Annotated in this window: 20 protein-coding genes; 14 read left to right on the forward strand and 6 right to left on the reverse strand. The window is 55.2% G+C overall.

Features of this window, described 5'->3' with window-relative positions; all coding sequences use genetic code 11:
• Position 1 precedes the first annotated feature (1 nt).
• Positions 2 to 1162: a cystathionine gamma-synthase gene (metB, locus tag N1249_RS21970; protein WP_259833412.1), complete on the reverse strand. Its 1161-nt coding sequence runs from the start codon at positions 1160 to 1162 to the stop codon at positions 2 to 4.
• Between the two features lie 280 nt (positions 1163 to 1442).
• On the opposite strand from metB, the gene metJ reads away from it, so the two are divergent.
• Positions 1443 to 1760, forward strand: a complete 318-nt coding sequence (gene metJ, locus N1249_RS21975; protein WP_007369220.1) for a met regulon transcriptional regulator MetJ — start codon at positions 1443 to 1445, stop codon at positions 1758 to 1760.
• A gap of 48 nt (positions 1761 to 1808) precedes the next feature.
• Here metJ and rpmE read toward each other — a convergent pair whose 3' ends face one another.
• On the reverse strand, positions 1809 to 2021 hold the full coding sequence (rpmE, locus tag N1249_RS21980; protein ID WP_014072341.1) for a 50S ribosomal protein L31: 213 nt from the start codon (positions 2019 to 2021) through the stop codon (positions 1809 to 1811).
• Positions 2022 to 2225: 204 nt separating this feature from the next.
• On the opposite strand from rpmE, the gene priA reads away from it, so the two are divergent.
• From priA to rraA, 7 genes are all read left to right on the forward strand, one after another.
• Complete coding sequence (gene priA, locus N1249_RS21985; RefSeq protein ID WP_259833413.1) at positions 2226 to 4421, forward strand: primosomal protein N'; 2196 nt, start codon at positions 2226 to 2228, stop codon at positions 4419 to 4421.
• A gap of 130 nt (positions 4422 to 4551) precedes the next feature.
• Positions 4552 to 5577: a DNA-binding transcriptional regulator CytR gene (gene cytR, locus N1249_RS21990; RefSeq protein WP_217188661.1), complete on the forward strand. Its 1026-nt coding sequence runs from the start codon at positions 4552 to 4554 to the stop codon at positions 5575 to 5577.
• A 92-nt stretch (positions 5578 to 5669) separates the two neighbouring features.
• Positions 5670 to 6692, forward strand: coding sequence for a cell division protein FtsN (ftsN, locus tag N1249_RS21995; protein WP_259833415.1), 1023 nt, complete (start codon positions 5670 to 5672; stop codon positions 6690 to 6692).
• A 94-nt stretch (positions 6693 to 6786) separates the two neighbouring features.
• Positions 6787 to 7317: an ATP-dependent protease subunit HslV gene (gene hslV, locus N1249_RS22000; RefSeq protein WP_014072345.1), complete on the forward strand. Its 531-nt coding sequence runs from the start codon at positions 6787 to 6789 to the stop codon at positions 7315 to 7317.
• A 9-nt stretch (positions 7318 to 7326) separates the two neighbouring features.
• On the forward strand, positions 7327 to 8661 hold the full coding sequence (gene hslU / locus N1249_RS22005; protein WP_166718504.1) for an HslU--HslV peptidase ATPase subunit: 1335 nt from the start codon (positions 7327 to 7329) through the stop codon (positions 8659 to 8661).
• Between the two features lie 62 nt (positions 8662 to 8723).
• The gene (gene menA / locus N1249_RS22010) at positions 8724 to 9650 is read left to right on the forward strand and encodes a 1,4-dihydroxy-2-naphthoate polyprenyltransferase (RefSeq protein ID WP_259838243.1); all 927 of its coding nucleotides are present in this window, start codon (positions 8724 to 8726) and stop codon (positions 9648 to 9650) included.
• A gap of 92 nt (positions 9651 to 9742) precedes the next feature.
• Positions 9743 to 10228: a ribonuclease E activity regulator RraA gene (gene rraA / locus N1249_RS22015; protein WP_182062996.1), complete on the forward strand. Its 486-nt coding sequence runs from the start codon at positions 9743 to 9745 to the stop codon at positions 10226 to 10228.
• 582 nt (positions 10229 to 10810) lie between these two features.
• Here the strand turns inward: rraA and zapB are convergent.
• Positions 10811 to 11050: a septal ring assembly protein ZapB gene (zapB, locus tag N1249_RS22020; RefSeq protein ID WP_014072349.1), complete on the reverse strand. Its 240-nt coding sequence runs from the start codon at positions 11048 to 11050 to the stop codon at positions 10811 to 10813.
• 400 nt (positions 11051 to 11450) lie between these two features.
• Between zapB and N1249_RS22025 the strand changes: the two genes are divergently transcribed.
• The 4 genes from N1249_RS22025 (at position 11451) to fpr (ending at position 15779) form a co-directional block, all read left to right on the forward strand.
• The gene (locus tag N1249_RS22025; protein WP_259833417.1) at positions 11451 to 12296 is read left to right on the forward strand and encodes an MIP/aquaporin family protein; all 846 of its coding nucleotides are present in this window, start codon (positions 11451 to 11453) and stop codon (positions 12294 to 12296) included.
• A 21-nt stretch (positions 12297 to 12317) separates the two neighbouring features.
• The gene (gene glpK / locus N1249_RS22030) at positions 12318 to 13826 is read left to right on the forward strand and encodes a glycerol kinase GlpK (RefSeq protein ID WP_259833419.1); all 1509 of its coding nucleotides are present in this window, start codon (positions 12318 to 12320) and stop codon (positions 13824 to 13826) included.
• A gap of 99 nt (positions 13827 to 13925) precedes the next feature.
• Positions 13926 to 14936: a class II fructose-bisphosphatase gene (gene glpX / locus N1249_RS22035; RefSeq protein ID WP_259833421.1), complete on the forward strand. Its 1011-nt coding sequence runs from the start codon at positions 13926 to 13928 to the stop codon at positions 14934 to 14936.
• 96 nt (positions 14937 to 15032) lie between these two features.
• The gene (gene fpr / locus N1249_RS22040) at positions 15033 to 15779 is read left to right on the forward strand and encodes a ferredoxin--NADP(+) reductase (RefSeq protein ID WP_014072353.1); all 747 of its coding nucleotides are present in this window, start codon (positions 15033 to 15035) and stop codon (positions 15777 to 15779) included.
• Here fpr and N1249_RS22045 read toward each other — a convergent pair whose 3' ends face one another.
• Positions 15780 to 16199 carry a DUF805 domain-containing protein gene (locus N1249_RS22045; protein WP_014072354.1) on the reverse strand — a complete coding sequence of 140 codons (420 nt, stop codon included), beginning with the start codon at positions 16197 to 16199 and terminating at the stop codon, positions 15780 to 15782. It abuts the gene before it with no gap.
• A 113-nt stretch (positions 16200 to 16312) separates the two neighbouring features.
• On the opposite strand from N1249_RS22045, the gene N1249_RS22050 reads away from it, so the two are divergent.
• Both N1249_RS22050 and tpiA read left to right on the forward strand, forming a co-directional pair.
• Positions 16313 to 16909 (forward strand): DUF1454 family protein, encoded by a 597-nt coding sequence (locus N1249_RS22050; RefSeq protein ID WP_409193156.1) that lies wholly within the window; start codon positions 16313 to 16315, stop codon positions 16907 to 16909.
• Positions 16910 to 17020: 111 nt separating this feature from the next.
• Positions 17021 to 17788, forward strand: coding sequence for a triose-phosphate isomerase (gene tpiA, locus N1249_RS22055; RefSeq protein WP_259833423.1), 768 nt, complete (start codon positions 17021 to 17023; stop codon positions 17786 to 17788).
• A gap of 81 nt (positions 17789 to 17869) precedes the next feature.
• Here the strand turns inward: tpiA and N1249_RS22060 are convergent, their stop codons facing one another.
• Together N1249_RS22060 and N1249_RS22065 are read right to left on the reverse strand one after the other, a co-directional pair.
• Entirely contained in the window at positions 17870 to 19174 is a 1305-nt protein-coding gene (locus tag N1249_RS22060; protein WP_259833424.1) for an SLC13 family permease, read from the reverse strand.
• Between the two features lie 73 nt (positions 19175 to 19247).
• Positions 19248 to 19991, reverse strand: coding sequence for a CDP-diacylglycerol diphosphatase (locus N1249_RS22065; RefSeq protein ID WP_259833426.1), 744 nt, complete (start codon positions 19989 to 19991; stop codon positions 19248 to 19250).
• Positions 19992 to 20023 lie beyond the last annotated feature (32 nt).

Here is a 20023-nt window from a genome sequence, read left to right on the forward strand (position 1 = left end):
ATTACCCCTTGGCTGCGACCTGGAAGCCATTTTCCAGATCGGCAATTAAATCTTCAGAATCTTCAATACCGGTCGAAATACGCAGCAGCGTTTCAGAAATACCGGCGGCGGCACGAGCTTCGGGTGCCATACCTGCGTGCGTCATGGTTGCGGCGTGGGAGATCAAGCTTTCGACCCCACCTAATGATTCCGCCAGCGTAAACAATGACAGCCCGCTCAGGAAGCGACGCAGCGTTTGCTCATCGCCATCCAGTTCAAAGCTTAACATCGCGCCAAAACCCTTCTGTTGACGCGCGGCAAACTCATGCCCCTGATTTTCCGGCAGCGATGGATGATACAGTTTTTTCACCAGCGGCTGCGTTTTCAGGAAATCGACAATCGCCAGGGCGTTACGTTGTGCCGCTTCCATGCGCGGCGACAGCGTGCGAATGCCACGTAACAACAGGTAGCTATCAAACGCGCCTGCGGTGACGCCAATGTTATTGGCCCACCATGCCAGTTCGGTGACAACGTCGGGATCTTTTGCAATCACCACGCCCGCCACCACATCAGAGTGGCCATTCAGATATTTAGTGCATGAATGCAATACAAGATCTGCACCCAGTGCCAGTGGGTTCTGAAGGGCCGGACTGAGGAACGTATTATCCACTACACTTATCGCTCCCGCATCCCTTGCGAGCTGACAAATTTTCGTAATATCGACAACACGCAACAATGGATTGCTTGGGCTTTCCACCAGAACCAGCTTTGGCTTCTCTGCCAGTGCTTGTTTCAGGGCTTGTTCGTCGTTTTGATCAACAAACAGCACGCGATAACAGCCCCGTTTTGCCAGGCTGTCGAACAGACGATAGCTGCCGCCATAACAGTCGTGCGGCGCAACCAGCAGATCGCCTGGTTTCAGGAAGACCGTTGTCACCAAATGGATGGCAGACATACCGGTGTTGGTTAACACCGCACCTGCGCCACCTTCCAGCTCCGCCAGCGCGCGCTGGGTCACGTCACGCGTAGGGTTGCCACGACGGGAATAGTCGTGCGCACGGGGTTCATTAAATCCGGTGAAATTGTAAGTACTGGAAAGATGAATCGGCGGGACAACACAGCCGTACTGCTCGTCATCATTCAATCCGCTACGCACTGCGATGGTGGCCTGTTTACGCGTCATGGTGAAGGCTTCCTGGCTTATTAGGTGAAAAGTCAGGCATCAGAGTAAACATTGAAAGTATGGACGTCAATACATCTGGACATCTAAACTTCTTTGCGTATAGATTGAGCAATGCGCAAATAGCCGTTAAAATTATATGCTTTAGTGCACGCCGCAGTGCCAATATCCGTGCCACGGTAGTGTCTCTACGGTAAACTACGCAAGATTACGGTCCAAAACACTCCTTTATTACAGGGTTTTGCACCTTTAGATTAATGACTGAGAGGATTAAAGGTATCTCATGGCTGAATGGAGCGGCGAATATATCAGCCCATACGCTGAGCACGGTAAGAAGAGTGAGCAAGTAAAGAAAATTACGGTTTCCATTCCTCTGAAGGTGTTGAAGATCCTCACCGATGAACGTACGCGTCGTCAGGTGAACAACCTGCGTCACGCGACCAACAGCGAACTGCTGTGTGAAGCATTTTTACATGCGTTTACCGGTCAACCGTTGCCGAATGATGAAGACCTGCGTAAAGAGCGCAGCGATGAAATCCCGGAAGAGGCAAAGGTGATTATGCGTGAACTGGGTATCGACCCGGATACGTGGGAATACTGATTTGCAGAAACAAAAAAGGCACCTTTCGGTGCCTTTTTTTCGGGAAACTTATTTAGCGCCCGGGATGCTGAAACGCTTGTTGAAGCGGTCAACACGGCCACCGGTTGCAACATCACGCTGCTTACCAGTGAAGAACGGGTGGCATTTGCCGCACACGTCCAGGTTCAGATCGTGACCCACGGTGGAGCGGATCTGAATAGAGTTACCGCAAGAACAGTTTGCAGTAATCATTTCGTATTTCGGGTGAATATCTTTTTTCATGGGAGAACCTCAGTTAAGGCCGCGTCGCTCTTCCAGCCCTAACGCCAGACACCACGCGATGTTAATAGTATAGTTTTGACACTGCATAAAGCGCATCAAAGGCGGCGAATCATACAGAATTTGACCTGCGTATGCAAACTGATCCGCACGCCGCTTTTACTAATGTGTATACTAACGCGCCACTTTTCAAGTCAGGAAGATTCGATGCCCGTCGCTCACGTTGCCCTGCCCGTTCCGCTTCCCCGCACCTTTGACTATCTGCTGCCTGACAGCATGAATGCCAAAGCGGGTTGTCGCGTGACCGTGCCCTTTGGCAAGCAGCAGCGCGTGGGGATTGTGGTTTCCATCAGCGATAAAAGTGAGCTTCCTGTTAATGAGCTGAAAGCCGTTGCAGAAGTGCTGGATAACGAGCCGGTCTTCTCAACAAGCACCTGGCGGCTGTTGCTGTGGGCGGCCGAATACTATCACCACCCGATTGGCGATGTTCTGTTCCATGCCCTGCCGATTTTACTGCGCCAGGGGAAGAGCGCCAGCCACGCGCCGATGTGGTACTGGTTCGCCACCGAACAGGGGCAAGCGGTAGACATTAACAGCCTGAAACGTTCCCCTAAACAGCAGCAGGCGCTGGCCGCCCTGCGCCAGAGGCGTATCTGGCGTCATCAGGTTGAAGAGCTCGACTTTAATGACGCGGCGCTTCAGGCGCTGCGTAAAAAAGGGTTGTGCGAGCTGGCAAGCGAAGCGCCCGCCCTTTATGACTGGCGCAACAATTTTTCCGTTTCCGGGGATCGCTTACGCCTGAATACCGAACAGGCGACCGCCGTGGGGGCGATTCACAGCGCCGCCGACCATTTCTCCGCCTGGCTGCTGGCGGGTGTTACGGGCTCCGGCAAGACCGAAGTCTATCTTAGCGTGCTGGAAAATGTGCTCTCCCAGGGCAAGCAGGCGCTGGTCATGGTGCCGGAAATTGGCCTGACGCCGCAAACCATCGCCCGTTTTCGTGAACGTTTTAATGCGCCGGTGGAAGTGCTGCACTCAGGTCTGAACGACAGCGAGCGACTCAGCGCGTGGCTCAAAGCGAAAAACGGTGAAGCCGCCATTGTCATTGGCACACGCTCGTCGCTGTTCACCCCGTTTAAAAATCTGGGCGTCATCGTAATAGATGAAGAGCATGACAGCTCCTATAAACAGCAGGAAGGCTGGCGCTACCATGCCCGCGACCTGGCCGTTTATCGCGCCCACAGCGAGCAGATCCCGATTATTCTCGGCTCCGCCACGCCTGCGCTGGAAACGCTGCACAACGTTCGCCAGCGTAAATACCATATGCTGCGCCTGACGCGCCGCGCGGGAAATGCCCGCCCGGCCATTCAGCATGTGCTGGATTTGAAAGGTCAGCAGGTGCAGGCCGGATTAGCACCGGCGTTAATCACCCGGATGCGCCAGCATTTGCAGGCCGGGAATCAGGTGATCCTGTTCCTGAACCGACGCGGATTCGCCCCGGCGCTGCTGTGCCACGACTGCGGGTGGATTGCGGAATGTCCGCGCTGTGACCACTACTACACGCTTCACCAGGCACAACGCCATTTACGCTGCCACCACTGTGACAGCCAAAGGCCTATCCCGCGCCAGTGCCCGTCGTGCGGTTCGACGCACATGGTGCCGGTCGGTCTGGGGACGGAACAGCTGGAGCAAGCGCTGGCCCCGTTCTTCCCGGATGTTCCTATTTCGCGTATCGACCGGGACACCACCAGCCGCAAAGGCGCGCTTGAGCAACAGCTCGCGGAAGTGCATCGCGGCGGCGCACGTATATTGATTGGGACTCAGATGCTGGCCAAAGGGCACCACTTCCCGGATGTCACGCTGGTCGCCCTGCTGGATGTGGATGGCGCGTTGTTCTCTGCCGATTTCCGCTCAGCCGAACGTTTTGCCCAGCTCTATACCCAGGTGGCGGGTCGCGCCGGTCGCGCCGGGAAGCAGGGAGAAGTGGTGCTACAAACGCACCATCCGGAACACCCTTTGCTGCAAACCTTGCTGCATAAAGGGTACGACGCGTTTGCCGAACAAGCGCTGGCTGAGCGTCAGACCATGCAGCTGCCGCCGTGGACCAGCCACGTGATCATCCGCGCGGAAGATCATAATAATCAGCAGGCACCGCTGTTCCTCCAGCAGTTGCGAAATCTGCTGCAAGCCAGCCCTCTGGTGGATAACCAGCTGTGGATTTTAGGGCCTGTTCCTGCACTGGCACCCAAGCGTGGCGGGCGTTTCCGCTGGCAAATTTTATTGCAGCACCCCTCGCGTATACGCTTACAACATATTGTCAGCGGCACGCTGGCATTGATAAATACCCTGCCGGAAGCGCGTAAGGTTAAATGGGTCCTGGATGTTGATCCCATTGAAGGCTAAGCCTCTGTTGCGAGACGGATCGAAAAAATTCAACCTTCCTCACACTTTTTATGAAAATTCTGTAACCGCTCTCATAAACTATCTGTAAAAATGAGGTGTCAGAAGTTCGGTGTTCATGCGAGGAGAAGACGTGAAGTCCAGGAAAGAGGTTGCCACGGCGACCATGAAAGACGTTGCCCAGAAAGCTCAGGTATCGACGGCAACCGTGTCCCGCGCATTAATGAACCCGGATAAAGTCTCCCAGGCGACCCGCAATCGGGTAGAGCAGGCGGCGCTGGAAGTCGGCTATTTCCCGCAGGCAATGGGACGTAACGTTAAGCGCAATGAATCGCGCACGATACTGGTGATAGTGCCGGACATCTGCGATCCCTTCTTTAGCGAAATCATCCGCGGCATTGAAGTCACCGCTGCCGAACAAGGCTATCTGGTGCTGATTGGCGACTGTGCTCACCAGAATCAGCAGGAAAAAACCTTTATCGACCTCATTATCACCAAGCAGATCGACGGTATGTTGCTGCTCGGCTCGCGCCTGCCTTTTGATGCCAGCATTGAAGAGCAGCGTAATTTACCGCCGATGGTGATGGCGAACGAATTCGCCCCTGAGCTGGAACTGCCGACGGTGCATATCGACAACCTCACCGCAGCCTTTAACGCGGTGAACTATCTTCAGGAGCTGGGGCACAAACGTATTGGCTGTATCGCCGGGCCTGAAGAGATGCCACTGTGCCACTACCGCCTGCAGGGCTACGTTCAGGCACTGCGACGTACCGGCGCAACGGTTGACCCGCATTATATTGCGCGCGGTGATTTCACCTTTGAAGCCGGTGGGCTGGCGCTGGAAAAACTGCTGGCGCTGCCGCAGCCGCCAACAGCGGTATTCTGCCACAGTGATGTGATGGCGCTGGGTGCGTTGTCTTATGCCAAACGTCGCGGTCTGCGCGTGCCAAAAGATTTGTCGATCATCGGGTTCGATAATATTTCTCTTTCAGAATTTTGCGATCCGCCGCTCTCAACCGTCGCGCAACCGCGCTACCAGATTGGCCGCGAAGCGATGCTCCTTCTGCTGGATCAGCTGCACGGTCAGACAGTTAGTAGCGGATCACGGCTGCTGGATTGCGAGCTGATTGTGCGCGGCACGACCCAGGCATTGACTTAAAGTAAATACCTTTAGGACACCTTATCTGGTCAAAGCCCCGCCGCTTAAGTAACATGGCGGGCTGACGAACGAATAAATACAGCGAAACGATAGTGGCACAACGAGATTATGTACGTCGCGGCCAGCCGGCACCTTCGCGACGCAAAAAGAGTAGCTCAAGGAATAAGCAACGTAGCCTGCCTGCTGTCTCCCCGGCGATGGTCGCTATTGCCGCGGCCGTAGTGGTAGCCTTTATCGGTGGCCTGTACTTTATTACTCACCATAAGAAAGAAGATGCCGAGGCGCTTCAGGGCAACAAGGTTGCCGGTAATGGCTTACCGCCAAAACCTGAAGAGCGCTGGCGTTATATCAAAGAGCTGGAAAGTCGCCAGCCGGGCGTTCGCGCACCGACTGAGCCTTCAGCCGGTGGTGAAGTCGTGAACGCGAATCAGCTGACCGACGAACAGCGTCAACTGTTGGCTCAGATGCAGGCCGATATGCGCCAGCAGCCGACACAGCTGAACGAAGTGCCGTGGAATGAACAAACGCCAGCGCAACGCCAGCAAACGCTGCAACGTCAGCGCCAGGCACAGCTGCTGAGCCAACAGCAGCAACAGCAGCAACCACAACAGCAGTGGACACAGACTCAGCCGGTGCAGCAGCCTCGCACGCAGCCGCGTGTGACAGAGCAACCTTACCAACAGCCACAGCAGCAAACGCGTACCGCACAGACGCAGCCTGTTCAGGCGCCTAAGGCACAAACGCAGAAACAGGCGACGCAGACCCAGGCGTATCAGGATCTGTTGCAAACCCCTGCGCACACCACGGCACAGCAACCGAAGACGCAACAGGCGGCCCCGGTCACGAAAGAGACAGAAGCGCCTAAGCAAACGGCAGAGAAAAAAGACGAGCGCCGCTGGATGGTGCAGTGCGGTTCGTTTAAAGGTGCAGAGCAGGCAGAAACGGTACGTGCTCAGCTGGCATTTGAAGGATTTGATTCACGCATCACCACCAACAATGGCTGGAACCGCGTGGTGATTGGCCCGGTCAAAGGCAAAGAAAATGCCGATGGCACTATCTCCCGATTGAAGGTTGCCGGTCACACAAACTGCATTCGACTTGCTTCCGGGGGTTGAAACCCCCAAATTCCCCCCCATCTATCATTCTATTCAGCCCTGAGCACAGGCTCAGGGCTTCTGTTTCCCGAATCTGTAACCAGGGGGTCTGCTCGTGACAACAATAGTAAGTGTACGCCGTAACGGCCAAGTGGTAATCGCCGGTGATGGCCAGGCCACGCTGGGTAATACCGTCATGAAAGGCAACGTGAAGAAAGTCCGTCGTTTATACAACGACAAAGTGATCGCCGGTTTTGCAGGCGGCACCGCTGATGCCTTCACGCTGTTTGAACTGTTTGAACGCAAACTGGAAATGCACCAGGGTCATCTGGTGAAAGCCGCCGTTGAGCTGGCGAAAGACTGGCGTACCGACCGGATGCTGCGCAAGCTCGAAGCCCTTCTGGCGGTGGCCGATGAAACCGCTTCGCTGATTATCACCGGTAACGGTGACGTTATTCAGCCCGAAAATGACCTGATTGCTATCGGCTCTGGTGGCCCGTACGCCCAGGCTGCTGCCCGCGCGCTGTTGGAAAATACCGACATGAACGCACGTGATATCGCGGTGAAAGCGTTGGATATTGCAGGTGATATCTGCATCTATACCAACCACAACCACACCATCGAAGAATTGACCTCCAAAGCGTAAGGATCTCCCATGTCTGAAATGACCCCACGCGAAATTGTCAGCGAACTGAACAAACACATTATCGGCCAGGATAACGCTAAGCGTTCCGTGGCGATCGCCCTGCGTAACCGCTGGCGTCGGATGCAGCTCGATGAAGAGCTGCGTCACGAAGTGACCCCAAAAAATATTCTGATGATCGGCCCGACCGGTGTCGGTAAAACCGAAATCGCCCGCCGTCTGGCGAAGCTGGCCAACGCGCCGTTCATCAAAGTTGAAGCGACTAAGTTCACCGAAGTGGGCTATGTCGGTAAAGAAGTGGATTCTATCATCCGCGATCTGACTGACTCCGCGATCAAGATGGTGCGTGTCCAGGCCATTGAGAAAAACCGCTATCGTGCCGAAGAGATGGCCGAAGAGCGCATTCTCGACGTGCTGATCCCACCGGCTAAAAACAACTGGGGCCAGGCTGAGCAGCAGGCTGAGCCATCCGCCGCACGCCAGGCATTCCGCAAAAAACTGCGTGAAGGCCAGCTGGACGACAAAGAGATTGAGATCGATCTTGCTGCCGCGCCGATGGGTGTTGAAATCATGGCTCCTCCAGGTATGGAAGAGATGACCAGCCAGTTGCAGTCCATGTTCCAGAACCTGGGCGGCCAGAAGCAGAAAGCGCGTAAGCTGAAAATCAAGGACGCGATGAAGCTGCTTATCGAAGAAGAAGCGGCAAAACTGGTGAACCCGGAAGAGCTGAAGCAAGATGCTATCGATGCGGTTGAGCAGCACGGTATCGTGTTTATCGACGAAATCGACAAAATCTGTAAGCGCGGCGGCAACAGCTCCGGCCCGGATGTGTCCCGTGAAGGCGTTCAGCGCGACCTGCTGCCTTTGGTTGAAGGCTGCACCGTCTCCACCAAGCACGGTATGGTGAAAACTGACCACATCCTGTTTATCGCGTCAGGCGCTTTCCAGGTTGCCAGCCCGTCCGATCTGATCCCGGAATTGCAGGGTCGTCTGCCAATCCGTGTTGAGCTTCAGGCACTGACCACCGAAGATTTCGAACGTATCCTGACCGAGCCAAACGCCTCTGCTACCGTACAGTACAAAGCGCTGATGGCGACCGAAGGGGTGAACCTTGAGTTCACTGAAGACGGTATCAAACGTATCGCCCAGGCCGCATGGCAGGTGAACGAAACCACCGAGAACATCGGTGCGCGTCGTCTGCACACCGTGCTGGAACGCCTGGTGGAAGATATCTCTTATGATGCGAGCGACCTGAACGGTCAAAGCATTACCATTGACGCAGAATATGTGAGTAAACATCTGGATGCGTTAGTGGCAGATGAAGATCTGAGCCGTTTTATCCTATAATCGCGGTTACTGCATTCTCATCACTGTTAATGGGGCTGAAAAGCCCCATTTTTATTGGCTAAATAACTATGACTGATATCAGCCGTACTCAGGCGTGGCTCGAAAGTCTGCGCCCTAAAACGCTTCCTCTGGCCTTTGCCGCGATTGTCGTGGGTTCCGCCCTTGCCTGGTGGCAGGGTTATTTTGACCCGCTGGTCGCCGGTCTGGCACTCATCACCGCCGGGCTGCTGCAAATCCTCTCCAATCTCGCCAACGATTATGGTGACGCCGTAAAAGGCAGCGATAAACCCGATCGCATCGGGCCACTGCGCGGGATGCAAAAGGGGGTGATCACCCAGGCACAGATGAAACGCGCGCTGATTATCACCGTCGTACTGATTTGTTTGTCCGGCCTGGCGCTGGTGTCTGTGGCCTGCAAAACCACGGCGGATTTCATTGGTTTTATGGTGCTGGGTTTACTCGCCATTATCGCCGCTATTACCTACACCGTCGGCACGCGACCTTACGGATATATTGGTCTGGGTGATATTTCCGTGCTGGTTTTCTTCGGCTGGCTGAGCGTAATGGGTAGCTGGTATTTGCAGGCACATACGCTCATCCCTGCCCTGTTCCTGCCTGCTACGGCGTGTGGCCTGCTGGCGACTGCGGTACTCAATATTAATAACCTGCGCGATATCGACAGCGACCGCGAAAACGGGAAAAACACGCTGGCGGTACGCCTGGGACCGGTTAATGCGCGTCGTTACCACACCTGTCTGCTGATGGGCGCACTGGTGTGTCTGGCGCTGTTTAACCTGATTTCGTTGCACAGCCTGTGGGGCTGGCTGTTTATTCTGGCCGCGCCGCTGCTGGTAAAACAGGCGCGGTTTGTGATGCATGAACGCAATCCAGCCGCAATGCCGCCGATGCTCGAACGCACGGTGAAAGGGGCATTATTGACTAACCTGTTGTTCGTAGTGGGTATTATTATGAGTCAGCTGCTACGTTAACTGACAAATATCAATTAACAATTGATGATTTTGCCAACAACGCATTTCGCACGATATACTGAACACATTCGCAGCAACAGAGCGTTAACCCTATGAAATACGATACCTCCGAGCTTTGTGACATCTACCAGGAAGATGTCAACGTCGTAGAACCCCTGTTTACCAACTTTGGTGGACGGTCGTCGTTTGGCGGACAAATCATCACGGTGAAATGTTTCGAGGATAACGGGTTGCTGTACGATCTGCTCGAACAGAACGGTCGTGGTCGTATCCTGCTGGTCGATGGCGGTGGGTCTATGCGCCGTGCGTTGATTGACGCCGATCTCGCCCGCCTGGCCATGCAAAACGAGTGGGAAGGGATAGTGGTGTACGGCTCAGTGCGCCAGGTCGATGACCTGGAAGAGCTGGATATCGGTATTCAGGCTATCGCGGCCATCCCGGTGGGTGCTGCGGGTGAAGGCATCGGTGAAAGCGACGTTCGCGTTAACTTCGGCGGCGTGACCTTCTTCTCCGGCGACCATCTCTATGCCGATAACACCGGCATTATCCTTTCCGAAGACCCGCTGGATATCGAGTAGTAGAACAGTCAGCGTGAACCATAAAAAAACCGCCAACAGCAATGTGGCGGTTTTTTTGTCCCTCGGGATTCGCGGTCCGTTGGGTTATCTTGCAACCTTTAACCAGGATTTTTATCTTACCCTGGTTCATCCCTCTGGTAACCCCCGTCGACCCTTTATAAATTCCTAATTTCCTCTGAAGGCCTTAACTACGCTACTGTTGCTCATTATGATGCATCGTCCCTTTCCGCCATCTCGCACATCGGCATCGGTCCAGGGAAAGGTGTATTCACAACCGTAAAGCAACCTTTAACCGGGCTTGTGTCCACCGACTTATCACCGGTGGTGAACGGTGGAGCGGTTAGCAGCAGGGACCGCATAATGAAACGCTATTTATGTATTGCGTTCATTGTCGCCAGCGTACTCGTGGTAAAGAGTGATGAACCGAGTGGGTTTTTTGCTTATGCTATGACAACGCAGGACAAGTAGCGTTAAGGCCGCCTCGGGCGGCCTTTTTTATGGCTTGACTCAGTTAGCGATAACCATAAAAAAGCCGGGTGGCGGCTTCGCCTTACCCGGCCTGGTCAGTCATCCCTAAGGGAATCAGACTTCTTCCATACGTCCCAGCAGCGCCTGTAAGCGATCCTGCCAGCCGTTCTGCTGCTCACGCAGTTGGTTGTTTTCGCGCTCAAGTTCTTCACGGCCGTGCTGAGCGGTCTGAACTTCCTGTGCCAGGCTGTTGTTCTTCTCTTTCAGCTCTTCAATTTCCATTTGCAGCAGCGTGATGGTGTCAATCGCCTGCTGTACTTTCGATTCCAGTTTCTCAAACACTTCTAAAGACATGATCCTACCTCTCCTGAATTGCAAGGCGACGCTTTAACGTAAACGCGCACAACATATATGCCGATTGTATGAAGCCCCGCCGCCCCTGTCCAGCGACATGCCGCGCAGATCGCGGTTTGCAACACTTTTCGGCCTCGTCCTGGTGCGTTCGCGGCATATACCCCTAAATTGTTAACTCTTTCGTTAATGAAATGATTCAGCTCTCATTTCGCTGTTGCGTTAAAAATGTGCTTTGTGGCGCGAAAACGCTCATTTTATTGACGGAGTACACACATTTTGATTTCGATATTTCTCGTTTTTGCTCGTTAACGATAAATTAACACTATGTCTACAGGACATCGTGGCTGTCACGGGCGGTCATGCTAACAATAAACATTCATTTTTCTTCAGGATTCCGATTATGAGTCAGACATCAACCTTAAAAGGCCAGTGCATCGCCGAGTTCCTTGGTACCGGGTTGTTGATATTCTTCGGAGTGGGCTGTGTCGCTGCACTGAAAGTGGCGGGTGCCAGTTTCGGTCAGTGGGAAATCAGTATCATCTGGGGTCTGGGCGTGGCGATGGCCATTTACCTGACCGCAGGCGTTTCTGGTGCACATCTTAACCCGGCGGTGACCATCGCGTTGTGGCTGTTCGCGTGCTTCGATGGACGCAAAGTTGTCCCTTTCATCATTTCTCAATTTGCTGGCGCGTTTTGCGCAGCAGCGTTAGTTTACGGGCTTTATTACAATCTTTTCATCGACTTCGAACAGACGCATCATATGGTGCGCGGCAGTGTCGAAAGTCTGGATCTGGCAGGCATCTTCTCAACTTATCCAAACCCGCATATCAATTTTGTGCAGGCGTTCGCGGTTGAAATGGTGATTACCGCTATCCTGATGGGCGTTATCCTGGCGCTGACCGACGATGGCAACGGCATCCCGCGTGGCCCGCTGGCGCCGCTGCTGATTGGCCTGCTGATTGCCGTTATCGGCGCATCCATGGGTCCACTGACTGGCTTCGCCATGAACCCGGCGCGTGACATCGGGCCAAAAGCCTTTGCCTTTATCGCGGGCTGGGGTGACATCGCGTTCACCGGTGGCAAAGACATCCCTTACTTCCTGGTGCCGCTGTTCGGGCCAATCGTGGGGGCATCACTGGGTGCATTTGGCTATCGCAAATTAATTGGTCGCCACTTACCGTGCGACACCTGTGTGGAAGAGGAGAAGGAAACGACTTCTGCCGCACAACAAAAAGCTTCGCTGTAATCTGACTACGGGACTCAAACCATGACCGAAAAAAAATATATCGTTGCGCTCGACCAGGGCACTACCAGCTCCCGCGCTGTCGTAATGGATCATGACGCGAATATCGTCAGCGTGTCACAGCGCGAATTCGAGCAAATCTATCCTCGTCCAGGCTGGGTAGAACACGACCCAATGGAAATCTGGGCGACGCAAAGCTCCACGCTGGTAGAAGTGCTGGCGAAAGCCGATATCAGCTCCGACGAAATTGCCGCCATCGGTATCACCAACCAGCGTGAAACCACCGTGGTGTGGGAGCGCGAAACCGGCAAGCCGATTTACAACGCGATCGTCTGGCAGTGCCGCCGTACCGCAGAAATCTGCGAGCAGCTCAAGCGCGACGGCATGGAAGAGTACGTGCGTAGCGCAACCGGCCTGGTGGTTGACCCGTATTTCTCCGGGACCAAAGTGAAATGGATCCTCGACCACGTGGAAGGCTCACGTGAACGTGCGAAACGCGGCGAGTTGCTGTTCGGTACCGTTGATACTTGGCTTATCTGGAAGATGACCCAGGGACGTGTCCACGTGACCGACTACACCAACGCCTCGCGCACCATGCTGTTCAACATCAACACCCTGGAGTGGGATGACAAGATGCTGGACGCGCTGGATATCCCGCGCGCCATGCTGCCAGAAGTGCGTAAGTCTTCAGAAGTGTATGGCCAGACCAACATCGGCGGTAAAGGCGGCACGCGTATTCCTATCTCCGGTATCGCCGGTGACCAGCAGGCGGCGCTGTTCGGCCAGCTGTGCGTCAAGGAAGGGATGGCGAAGAACACCTATGGCACCGGCTGCTTTATGCTGATGAACACCGGCGAGAAAGCGGTGAAATCAGAAAACGGCCTGCTGACCACCATCGCCTGCGGCCCGCGCGGCGAAGTGAACTATGCGCTGGAAGGTGCGGTGTTCATGGCGGGTGCGTCAATCCAGTGGCTGCGTGACGAGATGAAACTTATCAGCGATGCGTTCGACTCCGAATACTTCGCGACCAAAGTGAAGGACACCAACGGCGTGTACGTGGTGCCTGCGTTCACCGGTCTGGGCGCACCATACTGGGATCCGTATGCGCGCGGCGCGATTTTCGGTCTTACGCGTGGTGTGAACTCCAACCACATCATCCGCGCCACGCTGGAATCTATCGCCTACCAGACGCGTGATGTTCTGGAAGCGATGCAGGCTGACTCCGGTATTCGTCTGCACGCCCTGCGCGTGGATGGCGGCGCGGTTGCCAACAACTTCCTGATGCAGTTCCAGTCCGACATTCTGGGTACACGTGTAGAGCGCCCGGAAGTACGCGAAGTGACTGCACTGGGTGCGGCGTACCTGGCGGGTCTGGCGGTAGGCTTCTGGCAGAACCTGGACGAACTTCAGGAAAAAGCGGTGATCGAACGTGAATTCCGTCCAGGCATCGAAACCACCGAGCGTAACGTCCGCTACAGCGGCTGGAAGAAAGCGGTGAAACGCGCCCTGGCGTGGGAAGAGCACGAAGAGTAATTCCCCTCCCCCTAACCCTCTCCCCGCAGGGGAGAGGGAACTCGTCTTTCCACTCTGTGATAAACTTCGTGCAATTCCTTTTGATTGCACGAGTACCTCATGAAACGTGAACTTGCTATCGAGTTTTCCCGCGTAACCGAAGCCGCCGCGCTGGCGGGCTATAAATGGCTGGGTCGTGGCGACAAAAATACCGCAGACGGTGCGGCTGTCCATGCCATGCGCATTGTGCTTAACCAGGTCAATATCGACGGCACCATTGTGATTGGCGAAGGCGAGATCGACGAAGCGCCGATGCTCTACATCGGTGAAAAAGTCGGGACCGGCAAAGGCGATGCCGTGGATATCGCCGTCGACCCTATCGAAGGCACCCGCATGACGGCAATGGGCCAGGCCAATGCGCTGGCCGTACTGGCGGTGGGTGATAAAGGCTGCTTCCTCAACGCGCCGGATATGTACATGGAAAAGCTGATTGTCGGCCCTGGCGCGAAAGGCGCTATCGACCTCAGCCTGCCGCTGGACGAGAACCTGCGCAATATCGCCAAAGCCCTGGGTAAACCGCTCAGCGAACTCACCGTCACCATTCTGGCGAAACCGCGCCACGACGCCACCATTGCGCAGATGCAAAAGCTTGGCGTGCGCGTGTTCGCCATCCCGGACGGCGATGTTGCCGCCTCTATTCTGACCTGTATGCCGGACAGCGAAGTGGATGTGCTTTATGGCATCGGCGGCGCGCCTGAAGGCGTGGTATCTGCCGCGGTGATCCGCGCGCTGGATGGCGATATGCAGGCCCGCCTGCTGCCGCGTCATGACGTTAAAGGCGACAACGCGGAAAACCGTCGTATTGGCGAAGAAGAGCTGGCTCGTTGTGCAGCCATGGGCATTGAAGCCAATAAAGTCCTGGCGCTGGATGAAATGGCCCGCAGCGATAACGTGGTCTTCTCCGCAACCGGGATCACCAAAGGCGACCTGCTGGACGGCATCACCCGCAAGGGGAATATGGCCACCACCGAAACGCTGCTCATCCGTGGCAAATCGCGCACCATTCGCCGGATTCAGTCCATTCACTATCTCGATCGCAAAGACCCGGACGTGCAGACCCACATTCTGTAAAACCGTTTGATCGATAGAGCTTTCCGGCCCGAACGGGCTGGAAATTTTCGCCACAAGTACGGAAGATAGAAGAGAGAAACAGCACTGGAGAAGATCATGGCGGACTGGGTAACAGGTAAAGTCACAAAGATACAATTCTGGACCGATGCGCTATTTAGTCTCACCGTCCATGCCCCTATCCATCCGTTTACGGCCGGGCAGTTTGCAAAGCTGGGGCTGGATGTCGATGGCGAACGCGTGCAGCGCGCTTACTCTTACGTCAACGCGCCAGATAACCCGGATCTTGAGTTCTATCTTGTCACCGTCCCGGACGGCAAACTCAGCCCACGCCTTGCTGCGCTGAAACCCGGCGATGATGTACAGATTGTGAGCGAAGCGGCGGGCTTCTTCGTGCTGGACGAAATCCCGGAGTGCGACACCCTCTGGATGCTGGCTACCGGCACGGCGATTGGCCCCTATCTGTCTATCCTGCAATACGGCAAAGATCTGGAGCGCTTTAAAAATATCGTGCTGGTTCATGCCGCGCGTTATGCCGCTGACTTAAGTTATCTGCCGCAGATGCAAGAGCTGGAACAGCAGTATGGCGGGAAGCTGAAAATTCAGACCGTAGTCAGCCGCGAAACCGCAGCAGGCTCGCTCACCGGGCGTGTTCCGGCGTTGATTGAAAGTGGAGCACTGGAAGAAGCGGTTGGTTTGCCGATGAACACCGAAACCAGCCATGTGATGTTGTGTGGTAACCCGCAGATGGTCCGGGATACGCAACAGCTTCTGAAGGACACCCGGCAGATGACGAAACATCTTCGCCGCCGGCCGGGCCATATGACCGCCGAACACTACTGGTGATCAGCGGTACTTCACCTCAAGGGTATCTTTCCCGTACTTGTTCTCGCTCTGGGTGCCGATAAACGCGCCCAGATCGACAATCATCATGACAAAGATAATGGATGGCAACAGCCGCCCCACAACCCAGGGGAGGATCGACGGCAGAATCGCCCAGTTACCGGCCACCAGCATCCACGCCAGAATAATCAGAAATGCCCAAGCGCCGGAGCGACCGCGATCGTGCAGGCGTTTTACCACCACGGCCGCCGTTGGCCACAGCAAACAGACCAGAGCAAATGCCGCGGTTTGGGTACTCAGCCATGCATTGTAGGCAACGAAAAACAGAAGCAGCATGGCAACGACCCACGTCACCATCCAGATCCAGAAATCACGGCGTCCAATACGCCCTTTGAATGAAAACAGCCACTGCTGTATGGTCATGTAAGGTTCCTTCATTATTATATAGCGCGCATTTTACCCTGGAGTTGTGACCTTTTGACAAGCCGACCAGATATCGTTTTAATCATGAGCAATTACGGCCAGGGGCAATATTGATGAAAATTTCGGCTTACTCCCTTTTATTGTGTTTAGCCATGCCAGGCGCAAGCCTCTCTTTACACGCCGCCGAAACCGCTGCTCCTGCCACTGCGCCGTATCTTCTGGCAGGGGCCCCTTCGTTCGACCAGTCGATTAGCGAGTTTCGCGAAACTTTCAACCATAACAACCCCACGCTGCCGCTGGATGAATTCCGCGCGATTGATAGCGCTCGCGATACGCCGACGCTGACGCGCGCCGCCAGTAAAATTAACGAAAATCTGTATGCCTCTACCGCGCTTGAACGCGGGACGTTGAAAATCAAAAGTATGCAGATAACCTGGCTGCCGATTCAGGGGCCAGAGCAAAAAGCGGCCAAGGCCAAAGCGCTGGAGTATATGAGCGCCATCCTGCAAGCCTTTACCCCTGCCCTGACAAAAGCACAAAGCCAGCAAAAGCTGCAAAAATTGCTGACGGCGGGTAAAAACAAGCGCTATTACGCCGATACGGAAGGCGCTATTCGCTATGTTGTCGCAGATAACGGCGAAAAGGGACTGACCTTCGCTGTTGAACCGATTAAGCTGGCACTATCTGACTCACTCGGAGGGGCGAATTAATGACAAAAAGCAAAGCCTTTCGAGGGAAAATCTCTATACTGATTCACAGACCATGCTGCCCGTGAGGGTGGCCATATTCCTTAATTCGCTTATTTAGCGTGGAGAATTGAAATGCGACATCCTTTAGTGATGGGTAACTGGAAACTGAACGGCAGCCGCCACATGGTAAACGAACTGGTTGCTAACCTGCGTAAAGAGCTGGCTGGCGTAACTGGCTGCGCGGTTTCTATTGCTCCGCCGGATATGTACCTGGACCTGGCTAAACACGCGGCTGACGGCAGCCACATCGTTCTGGGTGCACAGAACGTTGACGTTAACCTGTCTGGCGCATTCACCGGTGAAACTTCCGCTGAAATGCTGAAAGATATCGGCGCGAAATACATCATCATCGGTCACTCAGAGCGTCGTACTTACCACAAAGAATCCGACGAGTTCATCGCGAAGAAATTCGCTGTGCTGAAAGAACAGGGTCTGATCCCGGTTCTGTGCATCGGTGAAACCGAAGCAGAAAACGAAGCAGGCAAAACTGAAGAAGTGTGCGCACGTCAGATCGACGCAGTGCTGAAAACTCAGGGCGCGGCAGCGTTCGAAGGCGCGGTTATTGCTTACGAGCCAGTCTGGGCTATCGGTACCGGCAAATCAGCAACCCCTGCGCAGGCTCAGGCTGTTCACAAGTTCATTCGTGACCACATCGCTAAAGCAGACGCAAAAGTGGCTGAACAAGTCATCATTCAGTACGGCGGTTCCGTAAACGCGGCTAACGCTGCTGAGCTGTTCACCCAGCCAGACATCGATGGCGCGCTGGTTGGCGGCGCATCCCTGAAAGCTGACGCTTTCGCGGTGATCGTTAAAGCAGCAGAAGCGGCTAAACAGGCATAATTGCCTTTGTGGCGGGTGGCGCTTCGCTAACCCGCCCTACGGTTCTGTAGGCCCGGTAAGCGTCAGCGCCACCGGGCTTTTTTACAGCTGTCCCATTAGGCTAAACCACAGATAATCCAGCGGCAGCAGCACCAGATACGTTGCAATCGCCAGCGCCAGACAGAGCAACATCCCCGCCCTTGCAGGCACCTTCCCTAGCCCCATTGCCACCACAATCGGCGATGCCTGATACGGCAGCAGCGGCGTGGAATAACCCAGCACCTGAATCATAATCACCGACAGCAGCGGGAAGCCGGTCGCGTCCGAGAAACTCTGCGCCAGCGTGGTATACAGCGCCGGCACGCCGTTGGCGGTCATAATGAAGTTGAGCGCCGTGGTGATCCCCGTCAGCGCCAGGAAACTGGTGAAGGGTTTATCGGCGTCCAGCGGCATGACCCGCAGCAAGGCTTCGCCAACGGCAGTGCCAATCCCGGTCTGCGTCACGACAATCGCCAGCCCAAGAATACCCGCCACATAAATACAGGTACGCATGTTCACACCTGTCGAAAACTCCTCCCCGGTGATAAAGCCAACGCGCGGCAGCAGCACAATCACCGATGCCGCCAGCCCCGTCCAGGCAGGCCCAATACCGTGCCAGCTCTCGGTAACCCACATGACCAGCACCACTGCCAGCAGCCAGGCGAGACGCTTTTCATCCCGTCCCATCGGTTCAGACGTTGCCATATCCCGCGCGGGTTTTGGGCTCCCCGGGAATAACCAACAGATAAGGCCAATCAGAATTAACCCTTTCAGAATGCCAAGCACCGGCGTATGCAGCAGCAGATATGGCACATAGTTCAGATGAATACCGTATGAGCCTTCGGCCGCACCGCTCATCACCAGGTTCGGCACGTTAGCCGGCAAAATGGTGGCGGAAAGCTGGAAGGTACCAAACCCAACGGCCAGCGCCAGGCCAAACCACGCCCGCGAACCGTCAGCGATACTCGCCCTTTTTGCCATCGCGGCAACGATGGGCATCAGCAGCGCGATACGCCCCATGTTTGATGGCATGACAAACGCCAGCGCGTAGCTCAACAACACCACGCTTGCCACCATCAACACCCAGGAATCGGTCAGCTTTGCAGAAAGCGCCCGCGCGGCCCTGTCAGCCAGACCGGTTTTACGGATCGCCACGCCGAGCACAAACCCGCTGAACACCAGCCAGAACGCCGACGAGGCAAAGCCGCCAAAGATCACCTCCGGCGGGGCAATTTTGGCGGTCATCGCCGCCGTGAAAAACAGCAGCGCGGTGATAAATTCCGGCAGCAGCGACGTCGCCCACAGCACGATGGTGACGCCAACAATCAATGAGGGAAGAAGCAGAGGGTGAGCTAACCAGAGCGACATACCTGTCTCCTGTCGTTTTTTTCAGCAAGTCTACGGCGACAGGCAGGGCGAGTAAACGCTATTTATGGTGGGGTCAATTCAGGATAGCGCATTGATGATCCTGTAGTTCTTCGGCCGATGCGCGGTTAAGGGTGAGCAAATTGCGCTCGGTCGCCAGCAGAACAAAAGATCCGTCGGACTGTTGCGCCATCGCCAGTGCGAAGCGCCCCATATGGTCGCGCGCCTCTGGCAGCTCCTCCGCCAGCATCATAAACGGGCTGCGCTGTACCAGTTCGTTCTCCGTCACTCTGCGGGCCAAATATTCATGCCCTTCCAGCCCGCCGGGGAACGGCAGCCACTGGGTGCCAATCTGCCCTTGATTCGCATTGAGCTTTTCACGTACGTCTGCACGCAGGCAGGAAATATGGATATGAAAATGGTTCTGCGTGCGCCCGGTTGGGGAGTTGATGGTCAGCGAAATTGCGCTGTCCGGCACGTCGGCGCCACGTCTGAGAGTCATAAAGCTACGCGACTGCCACGCCAGCCAGAAGAAATTCGGCGTGTGAGGCTCAGTTAACAGCGGGCTTTCCGTGCCGTTGATCCGGTACGTCGGCATCAGCAGATATTGCAGCGGCCCGTTGCGATCTTTAAACACCACGTATCCCGCATCCGGCTTCACCTGCGCACAGGGCGCAGGGTTTCGGTGTTGTATCTGGTTTGGCACACATTGATCGAGAACGATATGGCGTAAGGCATCCGGGTTACCGGACTTCATCCAGAACCAGCCACCCGCGGCAAGCGCGAGGACAATCAGCACCAACAGAATGAGTTTTTTCACAACGCGTTCCCTGTATCCATCTGAAGTGAAAG

Source organism: Enterobacter sp. CP102 (assembly GCF_025152625.1).
Taxonomy (GTDB): Bacteria; Pseudomonadota; Gammaproteobacteria; order Enterobacterales; family Enterobacteriaceae; genus Enterobacter; species Enterobacter soli.

Excerpts from the sequence above, each read along its gene's own strand:
- rpmE (WP_014072341.1), bottom strand. The coding sequence starts at position 2,021 with ATGAAAAAAGATATTCACCCGAAATACGAAATGATTACTGCAAACTGT.
- N1249_RS22025 (WP_259833417.1), top strand. The coding sequence starts at position 11,451 with ATGAGTCAGACATCAACCTTAAAAGGCCAGTGCATCGCCGAGTTCCTT.
- rraA (WP_182062996.1), top strand. The coding sequence starts at position 9,743 with ATGAAATACGATACCTCCGAGCTTTGTGACATCTACCAGGAAGATGTC.
- N1249_RS22050 (WP_409193156.1), top strand. The coding sequence starts at position 16,313 with ATGAAAATTTCGGCTTACTCCCTTTTATTGTGTTTAGCCATGCCAGGC.
- metB (WP_259833412.1), bottom strand. The coding sequence starts at position 1,162 with ATGACGCGTAAACAGGCCACCATCGCAGTGCGTAGCGGATTGAATGAT.
- N1249_RS22045 (WP_014072354.1), bottom strand. The coding sequence starts at position 16,199 with ATGACCATACAGCAGTGGCTGTTTTCATTCAAAGGGCGTATTGGACGC.
- metJ (WP_007369220.1), top strand. The coding sequence starts at position 1,443 with ATGGCTGAATGGAGCGGCGAATATATCAGCCCATACGCTGAGCACGGT.
- priA (WP_259833413.1), top strand. The coding sequence starts at position 2,226 with ATGCCCGTCGCTCACGTTGCCCTGCCCGTTCCGCTTCCCCGCACCTTT.
- glpX (WP_259833421.1), top strand. The coding sequence starts at position 13,926 with ATGAAACGTGAACTTGCTATCGAGTTTTCCCGCGTAACCGAAGCCGCC.
- N1249_RS22060 (WP_259833424.1), bottom strand. The coding sequence starts at position 19,174 with ATGTCGCTCTGGTTAGCTCACCCTCTGCTTCTTCCCTCATTGATTGTT.
- glpK (WP_259833419.1), top strand. The coding sequence starts at position 12,318 with ATGACCGAAAAAAAATATATCGTTGCGCTCGACCAGGGCACTACCAGC.
- fpr (WP_014072353.1), top strand. The coding sequence starts at position 15,033 with ATGGCGGACTGGGTAACAGGTAAAGTCACAAAGATACAATTCTGGACC.
- hslU (WP_166718504.1), top strand. The coding sequence starts at position 7,327 with ATGTCTGAAATGACCCCACGCGAAATTGTCAGCGAACTGAACAAACAC.
- tpiA (WP_259833423.1), top strand. The coding sequence starts at position 17,021 with ATGCGACATCCTTTAGTGATGGGTAACTGGAAACTGAACGGCAGCCGC.
- zapB (WP_014072349.1), bottom strand. The coding sequence starts at position 11,050 with ATGTCTTTAGAAGTGTTTGAGAAACTGGAATCGAAAGTACAGCAGGCG.